The 13,424-nt window shown below is 62.6% G+C and carries 13 protein-coding genes; 8 read left to right on the top strand and 5 right to left on the bottom strand.

Features of this window, described 5'->3' with window-relative positions; translation table 11 throughout:
- Positions 1-8 precede the first annotated feature (8 nt).
- Positions 9-1,694 carry a hypothetical protein gene (locus VFV96_02945; GenBank protein ID HEU5069351.1) on the top strand — a complete coding sequence of 562 codons (1,686 nt, stop codon included), beginning with the start codon at positions 9-11 and terminating at the stop codon, positions 1,692-1,694.
- A gap of 64 nt (positions 1,695-1,758) precedes the next feature.
- Positions 1,759-2,709 (top strand): helix-hairpin-helix domain-containing protein, encoded by a 951-nt coding sequence (locus VFV96_02940; protein ID HEU5069350.1) that lies wholly within the window; start codon positions 1,759-1,761, stop codon positions 2,707-2,709.
- A 6-nt stretch (positions 2,710-2,715) separates the two neighbouring features.
- Here the strand turns inward: VFV96_02940 and VFV96_02935 are convergent, their stop codons facing one another.
- A complete protein-coding gene (locus VFV96_02935) occupies positions 2,716-5,940 on the bottom strand; it encodes a DUF748 domain-containing protein (protein HEU5069349.1) in 3,225 nt (1,074 codons plus the stop codon).
- Positions 5,941-6,081: 141 nt separating this feature from the next.
- Here VFV96_02935 and VFV96_02930 point away from each other — a divergent pair, with 141 nt between their 5' ends.
- The gene (locus tag VFV96_02930) at positions 6,082-6,216 is read left to right on the top strand and encodes a hypothetical protein (protein HEU5069348.1); all 135 of its coding nucleotides are present in this window, start codon (positions 6,082-6,084) and stop codon (positions 6,214-6,216) included.
- Between the two features lie 179 nt (positions 6,217-6,395).
- Positions 6,396-6,755 carry a hypothetical protein gene (locus VFV96_02925; GenBank protein HEU5069347.1) on the top strand — a complete coding sequence of 120 codons (360 nt, stop codon included), beginning with the start codon at positions 6,396-6,398 and terminating at the stop codon, positions 6,753-6,755.
- 15 nt (positions 6,756-6,770) lie between these two features.
- Here the strand turns inward: VFV96_02925 and VFV96_02920 are convergent, their stop codons facing one another.
- The 3 genes from VFV96_02920 to VFV96_02910 are packed head-to-tail and all read right to left on the bottom strand — an operon-like array spanning position 6,771 to position 9,788.
- A complete protein-coding gene (locus VFV96_02920) occupies positions 6,771-7,253 on the bottom strand; it encodes a roadblock/LC7 domain-containing protein (protein HEU5069346.1) in 483 nt (160 codons plus the stop codon).
- Between the two features lie 2 nt (positions 7,254-7,255).
- Positions 7,256-7,870: an ADP-ribosylation factor-like protein gene (locus VFV96_02915; protein HEU5069345.1), complete on the bottom strand. Its 615-nt coding sequence runs from the start codon at positions 7,868-7,870 to the stop codon at positions 7,256-7,258.
- Between the two features lies 1 nt (position 7,871).
- Positions 7,872-9,788 (bottom strand): roadblock/LC7 domain-containing protein, encoded by a 1,917-nt coding sequence (locus tag VFV96_02910; GenBank protein ID HEU5069344.1) that lies wholly within the window; start codon positions 9,786-9,788, stop codon positions 7,872-7,874.
- 445 nt (positions 9,789-10,233) lie between these two features.
- Here VFV96_02910 and VFV96_02905 point away from each other — a divergent pair, with 445 nt between their 5' ends.
- The 4 genes from VFV96_02905 (at position 10,234) to VFV96_02890 (ending at position 12,859) form a co-directional block, all read left to right on the top strand.
- Positions 10,234-11,295, top strand: coding sequence for a response regulator (locus tag VFV96_02905; GenBank protein HEU5069343.1), 1,062 nt, complete (start codon positions 10,234-10,236; stop codon positions 11,293-11,295).
- Positions 11,283-11,600 carry a hypothetical protein gene (locus VFV96_02900; GenBank protein ID HEU5069342.1) on the top strand — a complete coding sequence of 106 codons (318 nt, stop codon included), beginning with the start codon at positions 11,283-11,285 and terminating at the stop codon, positions 11,598-11,600. The genes VFV96_02905 and VFV96_02900 overlap by 13 nt, the downstream gene beginning before the upstream one ends.
- Positions 11,597-12,004, top strand: coding sequence for a hypothetical protein (locus tag VFV96_02895; GenBank protein ID HEU5069341.1), 408 nt, complete (start codon positions 11,597-11,599; stop codon positions 12,002-12,004). The genes VFV96_02900 and VFV96_02895 overlap by 4 nt, the downstream gene beginning before the upstream one ends.
- 63 nt (positions 12,005-12,067) lie before the next feature.
- Complete coding sequence (locus VFV96_02890; protein HEU5069340.1) at positions 12,068-12,859, top strand: undecaprenyl-diphosphate phosphatase; 792 nt, start codon at positions 12,068-12,070, stop codon at positions 12,857-12,859.
- 23 nt (positions 12,860-12,882) lie between these two features.
- Here VFV96_02890 and VFV96_02885 read toward each other — a convergent pair.
- Positions 12,883-13,424: LysM domain-containing protein (locus tag VFV96_02885; protein ID HEU5069339.1), on the bottom strand; the 542-nt coding region annotated here is incomplete at its 5' end.

Genomic DNA, 13,424 nt, shown 5'->3' with positions numbered 1-13,424 from the left:
AGGTTGTCATGAACAACATGAATGGTCCCGACCTGCCGCCCACCCCCGCCACCCTCGTGCCCCCGTCATTGAACGTCGAAACGTCCGCCGCGGCGGGAACGCCCTTTGATGGGCGGCACTGGTTCACGCGCCTGCTGGCCACGAATCCGTTTTACCTGATCAGCGCGGCCTTGTTGCTCTACGGCATTTATCGCGTATCGGTGGACCCGGCGCTGTTCGCGGGTGACCGGACGCAGCTTGAATTCAACTTCGGCTCGCTCCAGTTCTACGAAATCCTGCTGGCCGGCACAGCCATTCTGCTGGCCCGCCGGCGGGTCTGGTATGACGCAACCTTGCTGGTCTGCCTGGAGAACGCGCTGCTGTTCGTGCCGTTCATCCTGATCAGCCAGGCGGCCCTGATGGAACAACACTGGGTCTGGGGTTATTGCGGCGCGGCGGTGACGCTGGTCATCGCCCGGACGACGGCCCTCAAAACCTGGTTTCAGAATCTGAATTTGCCGGCGCGCCTGCTGAGTTGTGGCGGCATCGTGCTGGCAGTCAACGCGGCGCTCCCCGTGATTTTTCGACAACTGCACGAGTCGAAAGTCGGGACCAAACCCACGGAGGGCGCCGCCTACGATTTCAACCTGTGGAGCTGGCTGGCGTTGCTGCCCGCGTTGATTGCGTGCATCAACCTGCTGCCCCGGCCAGGCGCCGGCGGCGGCGCTGCGCCCCGATCCCGGTGGCTGCCCCCGATGCTGTTTGCGTTGTGGCTGGCCGCCACCATCACGCACCTCTACAGCCTGGGTTACGTTTATGACTTCGATCTCCACCGCAACATGATTGCGCCGGCCCTGGTCATGCTCAGTTGGACACTCAATTGGCGGATCACGGACGTTGTCACCCGGCCCGGTGAAAAAACTCGCCGGGCGCTGTTGATTGCACCGCTGGTTACTCCGATGGTGGCCGGGTTCACCAACAACGCCACGGCGCTCGCCATCGCCGCGTTCAACGTGATCGTTTATGGCCTGACTGCGTTGTTGGGCGCCCGGCCACGCCTCGCCCGCAATTTGGCGGTCGTCTCACTGCTTATGGTTATCGGTGCCATTCCGCATCAATGGGGTGGCGTCCTCGTCCCCGGCTTCAGCCCGGCCAAAGCCGTCGCGGTCGCCGCACTGGCCGGCCTGATTCTTCCCGCGCTGCTGTCCCGCAACCCAAAGCTGGGATTCCTCGGGGCATTGGCCGTGGCCGCGGGCGTGGGCGCGCTGGGAGGACCCGGCGGGCGGGCCGTCAATTGGGGTGTGCAAGCCGGCTGCGTGTTTTTCCTCCTGCACAGTTTGCGCTGGCTGGACTGGCGGGAGAAGGGCCTGCCGGTGGCCCGCGGCCTGGGCGCGGCGCTCTGGCTGCTGCATTCGTTTGCCTGGGTTCACCACGGCGGACCCGGCCTTGGACTCGCGGCGATGGGCCTGATCGTTTTGGCCGCGTGGGCCGCGGCGCGTTATTGGGGGTGGGTGCGGGGGCTGCGCTGGGTTGGCGTTGTGGGAGGTCTGGTCATGGTCAGCCGTCCGCTGGACGCTTTGGGAGGCTGGGTGGCCACGGCTCCGGCAGGTCTGCTCGCGGTAGCCGGTAGTTTCGCGTTGTTCGCCCTGGGCACCGCCGTGGCGCTCACGAAACAGCGCTGGCATCGGCCGGCGGAAAACCGCGAGTCCCATTAGCGGGCGCCGGAGTTCCGATTCACTTCGCGCTGGGAACTCCGGTGGTTTTTGCAATAGTCGCGGCATGTTCAGTTTTCGCTCCTTTCGTGTTCCCAAGGCCAAGGGCCGGCCCGGCCGCGCGGCGCGGCCCGACGGCAGTTGGGGGATCGTATTGGGATTGTTTTTGGCCGCCGGTCGCGGGATGACCCCGGCGCAGCAGGTGCCTGATCCCGCGCAGCCCGGCGGCAAATGGGAGACGCTGGAGCATTGTGAGTTTGTGACCAACGCGCTCGCGGATGGCGACAGCTTCCACGTGTTGCACGCGGGCCGGGAATACGTGTTCCGCCTTTATTTTGTGGACGCGCCGGAGAAGGATCCGACTTTGACGGAGCGCATTCAGGACCAGGCCGCCTATTTTGGCATCGCGCCGGAGAGTGTCACCCGCGCCGGTGTGCTGGCCGCCCGCTTCACCCGCGGGCAATTGACGGGCACCAACTTCACCGTGCTCACGCGCTGGCAAAATGCCATGGGCCGAAGCAGCCTCGCCCGGTTCTATGCCGTGGTGCTGGTCGGCCGGGCCAATCTCGCGGAGGAACTGGTGGCGCACGGGCTGGCCCGCATCTACGGACTGCACGCCAACTTCCCCGGCGGGCCACGCTCCACCACGTTCGTCAACCAGCTCAAGCATCTGGAACTGACGGCCCGCGAAAAGCAGCTGGGAGTCTGGGACGAACGCCAGTTCCCGCGCGTCGAAGACGGCCATCCGGCCGCGCCAACCAAGACGACGCCTGCCCTGGCAACGGATGCGGCGCCAGCGGCGACGGCAAGCGTTGAGCTCAACTCGGCAACCTTGGAGGAGCTCGTCGCGTTGCCCGGCGTGGGCCGGAAGCTGGCGGAGCGCATTGTTGCGCACCGTCCTTATGCATCCGTCGATGATCTCGCGACCGTGCCAGGAATTGGCCCGAAAACGCTGGCCAAGGTGCGCCCGCTGGTGCGGGCCGAACGGCCGAAGCTGGATACGTCCACCCAACCGTAGGCGGGCTCATTCCAACTGAAGAACGACGCGGTTGCCGTTGGTGCCGTAGGTGCCAGCCTCCGTCTGTCCCAGCGTAATCCGGTCCGGGGCAATCTTCAGGATCTGCACCAACTGCTGCTGGACGGCCTGAGCCCGCGCAGCGGCCAGGGCCGCATAATCCGCATCCGATACCGGCGACGCAGCGGTCAAACTGTTCTCCATTTGCTCGGGCGTCGGTGCCCCGCCCGCCGCAGCGGCTGCACTCGGGAGTGATTTTGATGTGCTCTGCTCCGGCGCGCTGGGCACCGCAGCATCACGCTTGAGCAACTGGCTGGCGCCTTTCGTGACGTCGGTTGAGGGGCGGACGGCCGCGCCCGCACCAGGCTTGGCTTCAGCCGCCTGCACCCCGGCAGGAACGGTTACCACGGCCAGTTGCGGATTGGTTTTGACGAGGTCACGGTAGGCCGCCTGCACGAGGTCCAGCCGGACTTCAGGGGCAATGACGATCGCTTCGGGTTTCAAATTTTCGCGGGCCGAAGCGCGCAGCGAATTCCAGCGGGCCGTCCGAAGTTGCGCCTCCAGCTTGGCCCGGCGCAAGGCCCAGCCGTCCAGTTCGGGATTCACATTGCCGGCAATTTCGAGCTGCAGTTCGGGCCGGGCTTCCAAGGCCTTCGCCAGCGTGGCCAGTTTTTGTTGCGCCACGGTGTCGAGCTGCGCGGAGCCTGGAGCAAACTCCTGGAACTGCATGTCCTCGCCGCCCCCGCCGCCGACGAGGCTGCCGAGGAGCGCGAACGGCGACGTCACGGCCTTGACGAATACGTTGCCAATGACGTGCCAGATGACCGGGCCAAGACGGAACTTGGGATCGTCGAGATTGCCCTCCACCGGCACGTCGATTTCAATCTTGCCGGAGCGATCCTTGAGCAACGCGATGGCGAGCTTGACCGGCAGGCTGGTGGCGTCCGGACTGGCCACCTTGTTGCCCAGCGTGAGCTGGTCGAGGACGACGAGGTTGCGGCCCTTCACGGCGCTCTTGGTGATTTGGTATTGCAGATCCACGTCGAGCTTTCCGCGGTTCAGCCGGTAGCCGAGATATTTGCCCACGTAAGGATCCACAGGCAGCAACTGCACGTTTTTGGCGGAAATTTTCGCTTCGGTGGCCTCCTTCGCGTGCAAGGGATTGAGCCGGGCGGTGACCTCCACCGGTCCCGTGCCGCCCACCAGCGTCTGCACTTCAATCTGCGCGGGCCGCATTTCGTCGGTGGAGAGTTGGTGAATCGCGGCGTGAATCTTTTGCAACGAAGCCCGGGCAGGCGGCGTAACCGACCGGTCGAGGAACTGGATTTCGCCGTTCTCAACCTGAACGGTGCCCACGGCCACCTTGGGCAAGTCCAGCGCCGCAAAGGTGTTGGTATCCATGCCCAGCAGCGTTTTGATCTGGCCGAAGACGCGTTTGATTTCGCCACCTCCCACAGCCGCACCGGGTGAAGCAGCCGGCGGAGTTTCAGTCGCGGCCGCTGTCGCGTTCGTCGCCGCCGCGGGCAGGATGGCCATGACATTCAGCGTGCGGTTGGTTTCCATCACCAACCGGGCCGCCACGTTGCTCAAGGTGACGTTGGAAACGGTGACGGTGGGAGGATTGAGACTGGCGTTCACGCCATCAAAGTGCAGCGCGCCCCATTTGAGCAAATCCTCGCTGCCTTTGCCCAAAACATTCAAATCGTCGAGCGCGCCGTTGCCCGCAAAGGTCACGGTTGGAATCGCGCCGGGATTGGCCTGCACGCGGATCCGGCCGTCCATCCCCACCTTGCTGCCCAGCACGTAAACATTCACGAACGGCTGCAAATAAGGGCTGAGCGGCGCCAGTTCAACCTGCTGCGCCCGCACATCGAGGTCCGCCACGAGCGGATCAAGCGTGGCGTTGAGCTTGGTTGTGATGAGACCATTGGTGTTCCAGCGCAGCGAAACGTCCGTGGTCATGTTGGTGTCCGGGCGATTGGACAGGTTGCGCGCCGTGACATCGATCTTGTCCACGCCCACTCGCACCGCCGGCGTGAGGGAATCATCCTCGAAATTCACCGCGCAATCCCGCACCGCGACATCGCGGACCGTGGCAGTGCCGAGGTTGGTGCTGGTCAGCAAACGGGAGAACAGGTTGGTGGCGGACTGGAGCAGCAGGAGAATCCCGCCCGGGGCGGATTCGGCGGTGTTCAACTGCGCCATCTCAACCACGTTGAAATTCGCGTTGGTTGCGCGCCGCAGATTGAACGTCGCCCCGCGCACGGCCACCGCCCCCACCGTGAGCCGGCGCGCGAGCAGGTCGCCCGCGACATCGGACACCGAAAACTCGGGCAGGTCCAGCAGGTCATTGGTCTGCCCCGGTTCGCCCAGCCGGAACGAACGCAAGGTGGCCGTCAGGTTGGAAACGGCCGCGTTCGTGGCCGTCGCGCTCATTTCAAAGTTGTAGTTCACGTGGAATCCGGCCACGCCGTCGCGGATTTCAAATCGCACAAAATCCTCGTAAAGCGGCGCGAACTTGTTCAGCGACACATTGTCCACAGCGAGCTCGCCGGAGGCCTTGATCGGATCGAGCGAAAAATTGCCGCCCCACGAAAACGTTTCCCCCGAGTCGGTCGAGCCGCTGAACAGGTGCGGATTGCGGCTGTTGGGGTCGGTGCGGAAATCGGTGAGCGCAATCTTCACCGGTCCCACCACGCGATGAAACGGCTGCTTCGGCGTGAGATCGGTGAACTCCAGTCTGGCGCCTTCCACGTGCAGTTGACGGATGTCCACGGCCAGTGGCGGCGCCGGTTCGCTGGGTTTGGCCGCCGCGTTCGTCCCCGCGTGCGCCTGCAGAATGTCCGAGAAGTTCAGCGAGTAATCCTTGTTCACCTGGACCCGGACGTAGGGGTTGCTCACCGAAACCTCGCGGAAGACCCAGGGATGTCCGAGAAACGAGGCCAGTTGCAGGTTGACGTAAACCTGGTCCCACGAAAGCAAGGTCGCGGCGTCACGATCCTTCACCCGCAAGCCGCGCACGGTCACCGACAGCGCGTAAGGATTCAGCCGCACGGCGGCGATGGACACCTCGCGGTGCAGTTGTTGGCCGAGCTGCCGGACCGCCACGGCGCGAATGATCGGGGGAAGAATTAAAAACCCCAGCAGGGTGTAGGCGAGCCCCAAGCCCGCCGTCCATTTGATTCCTTTCCGCATCCGAGGCGATGCGGGTTTGCCAAAGATTGTCAGATTCATGCGCCGTTTGCCCCCACCGATCCGCCGTTCCGCAGCGGTGCCACACCATCCTAATCCCGCGCCCACCTTTTTCAACGAAACCCTTTGGCACACGAAATCCGCTTTACATCACGGCCTGCTCTCGCAAACTGCCCGCCTGTTATGGACAAGTTTTGGAGCATCCTTTGCGTGCCGATCGGCCTGGCCCTGTGCATGACGCCCGCGGCAATCGTCTGGTGGCTGGTGGACCGCAAGAAGCCCGGCCCCGACGACGTGCAGAAGGCTAAAAAAGCCTGAAGAGCGCGCCGGCGTGCGCGCTCTTCCCTTCCTCCGCTCCCGTCTCTGAGCTGGTTTCAACCCGGCGACACCCGCTGGATGTCTTGTGGTTCCTTGCTTGAGGATTCGTCCGGCATGAGCTGGCGGGAGCCTTGTTTCCGCATTGCAAGAATCTGGTTTTGCGGGATTGTATCAACGTCATGCCGAACCCTTTTCGCCCCAAACCGCTCAGCCGGGGCCGCATTGTGGTGGCCCTCGCCATCGCGGCGTTGACGGATGCAGTTCAGATCGGCCTGGGGCCTTTGGGATGGGCGTTTGTTGATGAAGCGGGCGATGTCATTGCGATGCTGCTCATCAGCGTCCTCCTGGGGTTTCATCCCCTCCTGCTGCCGACCTTCATCGTGGAAATGTTTCCCGTCGTGGACATGGTGCCGACGTGGACAGGCTGTGTGGGAGCGGTGATTCTGCTGCGACGCCACCGGGCATCGGCCACGGTTCCGGAGCCACCGGCCGCCCCGTCGAAGCCAGCCGGACCGGCTGGTCCAATCATTGACGTCTGAACCGGCGACTGACGGTCAGGCCTCGCGTTTTTTGAAGAGCCCGCTGGGATCTGCCAGATTGAGGACGGAGAGATCCAGCCCGCCCGAAGGATCGCGCTCCTGAGCGGAACGCATCTGGCGCGCGATCCTCTGGGAGGCGGTGGTCGCGAAGTATTTCACGGCCCCGACGCCCACAGCGGCGGGAAACAGCACCAGGAGCAGGCAGTTGTCATCCACGCACTGGATGAAAATGCTGTAATTTTCGCCCTGCTGATAGGTGCTGTTGAAACCGGTTTCCTGCGCCAGGCTGGCAATGCTCTGGCTCGCCATGAACGCGCCGGAGGCCAGCGCGGCAATCGTGGTCAGGTCAAAGTCACGGTCATTGCCCTGGCTGGTGATGAGGAACCCGCCCTTGTCGGCGACCAGCGCTGTCGAGGCTTCGCTTTTGGCAAGCAACTCGCGCAGCGCGGCATCGATTTGGAGAATATCCTCCTCGATGAGTTGTGGCAGCGTGCCCATAATCAGGCGTATTGCGGCTGACTCTGATTGACGAACTTGTGGAGGAGCATGCGGGTGATCATGTTCAAGGATTCGAACACGCCCTCGCACTTGTTGGCGCAGCCGGTAAACGACGGCACCTGCACTTCGCGGTTATTGAGGAGAAAATCCATGTATTCCACCGGCGCCACGTTGGGCAGGTCGCGCTTGTTGTATTGCAGCACGTAGGGAATGTCATCCAGGTCCAGCTTCAAGCTCTTCAGGTTGTCCTGCAGGTTCTGGAAGCTTTCCACGTTTTCGGCCATTTTCTCGTATTGCGAATCCGCCACGAACACGATGCCGTCCACGCCGCGCAGCACAAGCTGGCGCGTGGTGTTGTAAATCACCTGGCCGGGCACGGTGTAGAGCTGGAACTTCGTCTTGAAGCCCTTGATCGACATGGCCTCGATGGGCAGGAAGTCGAAGAACAGCGTGCGGTCGGAACTTGTCGCGAGCGACACGAGCTTGCCTTTGTTGCCCTGCGCAGTCTGCACGTGGTCGTGCACCTGCACGAGGTTGGTGGTCTTGCCGCCCATCGCCGGACCGTAATAGACGATCTTGACCTGTAATTCGCGGGTAGCCTGGTTGATGATAGCCATATTATTGCGCTTTCTTGTAATCGAGTTCTGACGCGAGTTGAGCCAGCACCCCCGAGGGGAGCCGCTCACCCGCCCGTCCAAAGGCGGCGAAGAAAATGCCGTTCACGCGGAAAATCTTCCACGGCACATTGCCGACGGTAAACTTGAGGTTGTTGAGTTCGCCCATGCGCAGCTCCTTGGTGCAGCCGCTGAGCTTGGAATACATCTGCGGAATCAGGGCCGCGATCGTGTCACCATTCAAACTCGAATCGAGTTTTGACGCGACCAGCAGGCCGTCCGGCAACACCACCAACGCTCCGTAAACCCCTTCCAAGGTGGACGCCTTTTTCACCACCTCGGCCGGCGTGGCCTTGCGCGACATGAAGGTTGTGCTCGGCGACGGACCGCGGAACAGCGACGTATCCTGCATCTTCGCCGCTTCCTTCTCGTCATCCCAGACAAAGTAGTTGGTGTCGGCCGGCAGCGCAGGCATGGCCGGCATCTCCTTGGGAACCAGCGGTCCCGGAGCCGCTTCGGCCTGCGGAAAACCGAAGAACAAATTCGGAATCTTCTCGTCCACCGTGATCCGCTTCTTGCCGTTGGCCAATTCCTTCTGGCGGGCCATGAACAGGGGTGCGATCACCGCCAGCGGCAGACTGACCACCATGCCGTCGTGGGCCGAAACACTCGGCAGCGGCGCGGGCTTGATCCAGGAGCGAAGCTGTTTCCAGGTGAACGCAATCTTGCCGCTCTTCAAGCCGGCCTCAACCTGATCGGCAGGCAGTGCCAGCAACGCCTCATCGAGATTCAACTGCGCCATTTCCAACCGGAGCGCTTCCGGCAAAGCCTCGCCCAACGCGGCAAACGAAAGGCAATACGGACTCGCATCGGCGAGTGTCGGTGCCGGGGCGGCCGCAGGCAGCCGGAATCCATTCCCATCGCCGTTGCCATTTCCGTTACCATGACCATTGGCGCCATGATGACCATTGCTTCCGTTGGAGCCGTTGACCGGTTTGGCCGCGGGCGGCGTGGGCAGCTTGGGCAATCCGGTGCCTGGCAGCTTGTTGGCCGGAGGCTGACTGACCGCCGGCAGCACCGCCCCCGTCGAGGCGGAAATTGAAGGCGTCACGGGACGCACCGGAGCGGCCGGTGCGGGCTTCGGCAAATTCGTGGGCAGCGGCGTGCCGGGCGTGATCGGCTTGCTGACCGAGGTCACGTTGCCGCGGGTGCGCGGATCCACCGCCGGAGGAACGGGGGCGGCGGGCCGCGCACCCCGCGGCGGCAACGCCAGTGAAGGTTTCGGCTTTTCCGTGCTCAAGGTCAGGCCATGTCCACCCGGACCGAACGGGCTGACAATCTCTTCCGGAATTTCAATCTGCCGGCGCGAGCGGGAATTCAGCAACGTCGGCGCGATCCGGCTCACCAACTCATTCAACGGCAGGGTCACCATTAAAAAATCACGATCGGCGGCATCCAAAAAGGCTTCCGATGCCGCCTGACGAATTTCGCCAAAGGAGACGCGCACCAATCCCTGCGCCAATTGGGGCAGGATTTTGTCCAACGGCAGACTCACCGTGCTTTCGCCGATGCGGTCCGCCTTCACGCGTTGCTGCAATTCCACCGGGAAGGACGCAATCAGCGAGGCCAGCGGAATCACAATTTCTGCTCCCTTGACGCTCACCGTGGCCGCCGGAACGGTCGCCGGAGCGGGAGCTACGGGAGCGGCTTTGGGCAAAAAAGCTTTCCGCGGTTCGGGCGCCGTAAAAGGATTTTCCGCCATGATCGCCGTCGGCGCTAAGGCTTCGGGGGCCTCCGCCGTGGCAGGTGACACGGCGTCGGGCGCGTCGGCGGCACCGAAATCGGCATCAACAGGAACGGCCGCCTCCAGTTCACTGGCCGGCTTCCCGAAAATGCCTTTCATCAGGTTGAAGAGTTTCATGTCCGCTTAAATTTGTTGTTGTATTCGCTGATACCAACACGTGGCCGACTCGCAAAATGCCCGCTCGAACGCTGCTTCGGTGCCATTCGTGCCTGACTGCGGATTTGGAGTCTGCACGAACCATGCCAGCGGCAACCGGGAAAACCTGCACGCCCCGCCAGCCCGCCAGTTGGGCTAATCCCCGTGACCAATGGGGCTTTTGCCGCCTGTTCAGACGCTGCTTCTGTCTCATCAGTGGACTGCGGCTGTCCACATTGGGTCCGGCCGGCGGCACCGCACAACCTTCTCCGGAGGCCGTCACTGATTGTCTTCGCCTGAACTCCGCGAGGATTCGCCGATTTCTGTGATTGGAAGATGCTTGGGAACGGGCTTTGCTAGGGAAGCTTCGTCGAGACCCTCCTGCGAGGAACAACGGCCAGGAGTCGCGACATCGAAAACAGTGTCGATGGAGACCAAGCGCAAAATCTTGTTGGTGGATGACGATCCCGAATTTTTGGAGATTTATCGGGAGCTGCTCGCGAATTTGCCGAGCCATCCCGAAGTGCAGACCGCCGTTTCCGGCGCCCGCGCCATTGCGGCGCTGGAGGCCGAGCCGTTCGATCTGCTCATCACCGACCTCAAAATGCCGCGCATGGACGGCCTGCAGTTGCTGTCCATCATCCGCCGCAAACTGCCTGATCTGCGCACCGTGGTTTTGACCTCCGTTGTGGACGAACAATTCCGTGCCCGCGTTTATTCCCTGGGCGTGGACATCTTCTGGCAGAAGCCCAACACGGAACGCGAGGTGGGCATGTTCCGGGACTGCATCCAATCCCTGCTGGAGCGCGAGGAGCAGGCCGGCTTCCGGGGCGTGCACAGCAAAAGCCTGGTGGACATCATCCAACTCGAATGCCTCTCGCAAAGCTCCTCCGTCCTGCGCATCACCAACGGACCGTTGATCGGGAAGATTTGGATCAACCAGGGCGAACTCTACGACGCGGAAGCCGGAAACCTGCGCGCCAACGAAGCCTTTCAACACATCCTGTCATGGAAGACCGGCACGTTCGAAGTGCTGCCCGCCGAGCCCGGCCATCCGCAGGCCATCACGGTTTCCTACAACGCGCTGCTGCTGGAATCCGCCCAGGCCATTGATGAAGCCCGCGGCGGCGAACAGCCCGCCAGCGAAGGTGGCGCGGAAAAACGGGCGCTGGATCCCCTGGCTCAGTTTGCCGACCTCGAATTTTTCATCACCCTGCCCGAAGGCTCGAGCAAACCGCGGGAAGCCCGCGGCTTCGAAAACCCGGAAGGCATGGCCAAGTGGACCAAGAACACGCTGGACCGGCTCACCGCCCTGGGCGACCGGCTGCAAATCGGCCAGCCGGAATCGGTCGTGGGCTTGAGCTCGTCACGCCACGTGGGCCTCGCGCAACGGGGCGACCTGCGGTTCTGCATCGGCTGGCGCCATTCGCTGGACGCGAATGATGTCCGTGAAATGACCAAGAAAGCTGCGGCGCTATGGGCTTCCTGAATCTATTCAGCAAACCAACCGCCCCGACCATGGTCCGGCTGCCGTCGGGAAGCTTTACCGTGGACCGCTCGGGCCGCACGGTGGTCTCCACCCTGCCCTCCTCGTTCCCCGCGGAACTCGTGGCAGAGATTGCCAAGCAGGTCCTGGCCACGTTTGCCGAAGCGGCGGCCGAACTGCCGCTCAAGGAGCTGGTCATCCACTTTCCCAGCCTGAAAATCATCGCCCGTGAAATGCGCGGCGGCGCCATGATTTTCCTCGTTCCCGTCAACCTTGCCACAACCAACGCCGTCACCCGAACTTTATGAGCACAAAAGCATTGGAAGAACTTGTCCAGCACATGGAGAATTACATCGAGTGCTGGAAGCAGTTTAATCAATTTCTCAACCTCGCCCGCGCCAAGAAATTCACCATCGAGGACGAAAACCATTTTCTGGAGGTGAAAAGTGTCATCGTCCAGGAACTTGAATTGATCCTCGCCGCCATGGAAATCACTGCGCCGACCAAGGAGGAAGTGCATGCCCTGATTGCCGCCGCCCCGTCGCTCCGGTTTCTGGCCGAGTCGCAGGACGGCGCCTTGCGCAACATGGAAAGCCAGTGGCACCGCATTTACATCGGCTGGCACGCCATTTTGGGCCAGCTCAAGGTGCAGCAGCAGGCGGACGATGCAAAATCGCCCCTGGCCGGATTGTTCGGCAAGAAGGCGAAATAGCCAAAGGCGCGGGCCGCGCATTTCCGGCTTGTTTGTGGTGGCGTTTTGGCGTCTTTACCGCGCATGCTTGACTGGCTTGCTGTCACCATCCTGGGAATCATCGAGGGGATCACGGAATTCCTGCCCGTTTCGTCCACGGCTCACCTGCTGCTGGCGGAGCACTGGCTGCCGCGCCAGACCGAAGTGTTCAACGTGGTCATTCAATCCGGCGCCGTGCTGGCGGTGATTCCGCTCTTCAAGGCACGCTTTCGCCAGTTCCTGTTTGAATGGCGGCGGCGTGACACGCAGGACTACGGACTGAAAATTCTCGCGGCGTTTTTCCTCACCGGCGTTGGCGGGCTGCTGCTCAAGAAGGCCGGGCTGGAGCTCCCCGAAACAGTCTGGCCGATTGCCGCGGCGCTCATCGTGGGCGGCGTGGCGTTTGTGCTGGCCGAGGCCCGGCTCCGCGGGCGCCCGCTAAGCGGTTCCGTCACATGGCTGATGGCCATCACCGTCGGCTTCGCGCAACTGCTGGCGGCAGCCTTTCCCGGCACCTCGCGTTCCGGCGCCTGCATGGTGTTGCTGCTGCTGCTCGGCTTGAACCGGCCTCTGGCCACCGAGTTTGCGTTTCTGGTCGGGATTCCCACCATGCTGGCCGCGGGCGGCTACGAAATTTTCAAGTCCCTGCATCACCCGGCCGTCAATACGCCGCCCGAAAACTGGCCGATGATTGGCCTGGGTTTCCTGGTTTCCGCGGTCGTTTCTTTCGTGACGGTGAAATGGCTCCTGCGCTACGTGCAGACGCACACCTTCACCGCGTTCGGCTGGTATCGGATCGCCCTGGCCGTGATCGTCCTGCTGTTCGGATTGCGCTGAGGCAGGCGCGCCATCCGATGAAATCATTGCGCGGGGATGAAAATCTTCTGGCCCACACGCAGGCTCGTGGGCTTCACGCCGGGGTTGGCTTTGAGCACGTCCTCTACCGTAATCTTCACGCCTTTGTCACGGTAGGCGGATACCACGCTCGACAGCGTGTCACCGGATTGAATCACGTATTCGTAGCCCCGTTCCGGACCGCTCGAAGTGGAGCCGGTCTTCGGCGTGTCATCGGGCGGCCGGCTCGTCCGCCGGGCGCTGGCATCCGTCAAAATGGCGCGCAGCTTTTTGAGTTCATCGACCGTCAGATCATGATCAGCCATGCGTTTGCGGTCCACTTCCTTGATGGCGTCAGCCAGGTTTTTAACGTCCGCCGCGTCGGCAAAATTGCCCGGCGGCTTGGCCACCTGCTGCCGCAGCTCCTGCAATTCCTGCTGCACGTCGGAAAGCTTCTTTTGCAGGTCCACGTTGCTTTGTTGCAGGGTTTCAATCTGGTTCTGCAACCGGTTCAGCCGCTCTTCCGTGGCCGCATCCTGGGCTGGCAGCGCGAGGGGCAGCGCCGCCA

The organism is Verrucomicrobiia bacterium, assembly GCA_035765895.1.
GTDB lineage: Bacteria > Verrucomicrobiota > Verrucomicrobiia > Limisphaerales > DSYF01 > DSYF01.
The sequence above is the reverse complement of the archived record's forward strand: the minus strand, read 5'-3'. Positions and strand labels throughout refer to the sequence as shown.

What these genes read in the sequence shown, in the direction of transcription:
- VFV96_02945 (HEU5069351.1), top strand. Translation starts at nt 9, where the DNA reads ATGAACAACATGAATGGTCCCGACCTGCCGCCCACCCCCGCCACCCTC.
- VFV96_02940 (HEU5069350.1), top strand. Translation starts at nt 1,759, where the DNA reads ATGTTCAGTTTTCGCTCCTTTCGTGTTCCCAAGGCCAAGGGCCGGCCC.
- VFV96_02935 (HEU5069349.1), bottom strand. Translation starts at nt 5,940, where the DNA reads ATGAATCTGACAATCTTTGGCAAACCCGCATCGCCTCGGATGCGGAAA.
- VFV96_02930 (HEU5069348.1), top strand. Translation starts at nt 6,082, where the DNA reads ATGGACAAGTTTTGGAGCATCCTTTGCGTGCCGATCGGCCTGGCCCTG.
- VFV96_02925 (HEU5069347.1), top strand. Translation starts at nt 6,396, where the DNA reads ATGCCGAACCCTTTTCGCCCCAAACCGCTCAGCCGGGGCCGCATTGTG.
- VFV96_02920 (HEU5069346.1), bottom strand. Translation starts at nt 7,253, where the DNA reads ATGGGCACGCTGCCACAACTCATCGAGGAGGATATTCTCCAAATCGAT.
- VFV96_02915 (HEU5069345.1), bottom strand. Translation starts at nt 7,870, where the DNA reads ATGGCTATCATCAACCAGGCTACCCGCGAATTACAGGTCAAGATCGTC.
- VFV96_02910 (HEU5069344.1), bottom strand. Translation starts at nt 9,788, where the DNA reads ATGAAACTCTTCAACCTGATGAAAGGCATTTTCGGGAAGCCGGCCAGT.
- VFV96_02905 (HEU5069343.1), top strand. Translation starts at nt 10,234, where the DNA reads ATGGAGACCAAGCGCAAAATCTTGTTGGTGGATGACGATCCCGAATTT.
- VFV96_02900 (HEU5069342.1), top strand. Translation starts at nt 11,283, where the DNA reads ATGGGCTTCCTGAATCTATTCAGCAAACCAACCGCCCCGACCATGGTC.
- VFV96_02895 (HEU5069341.1), top strand. Translation starts at nt 11,597, where the DNA reads ATGAGCACAAAAGCATTGGAAGAACTTGTCCAGCACATGGAGAATTAC.
- VFV96_02890 (HEU5069340.1), top strand. Translation starts at nt 12,068, where the DNA reads ATGCTTGACTGGCTTGCTGTCACCATCCTGGGAATCATCGAGGGGATC.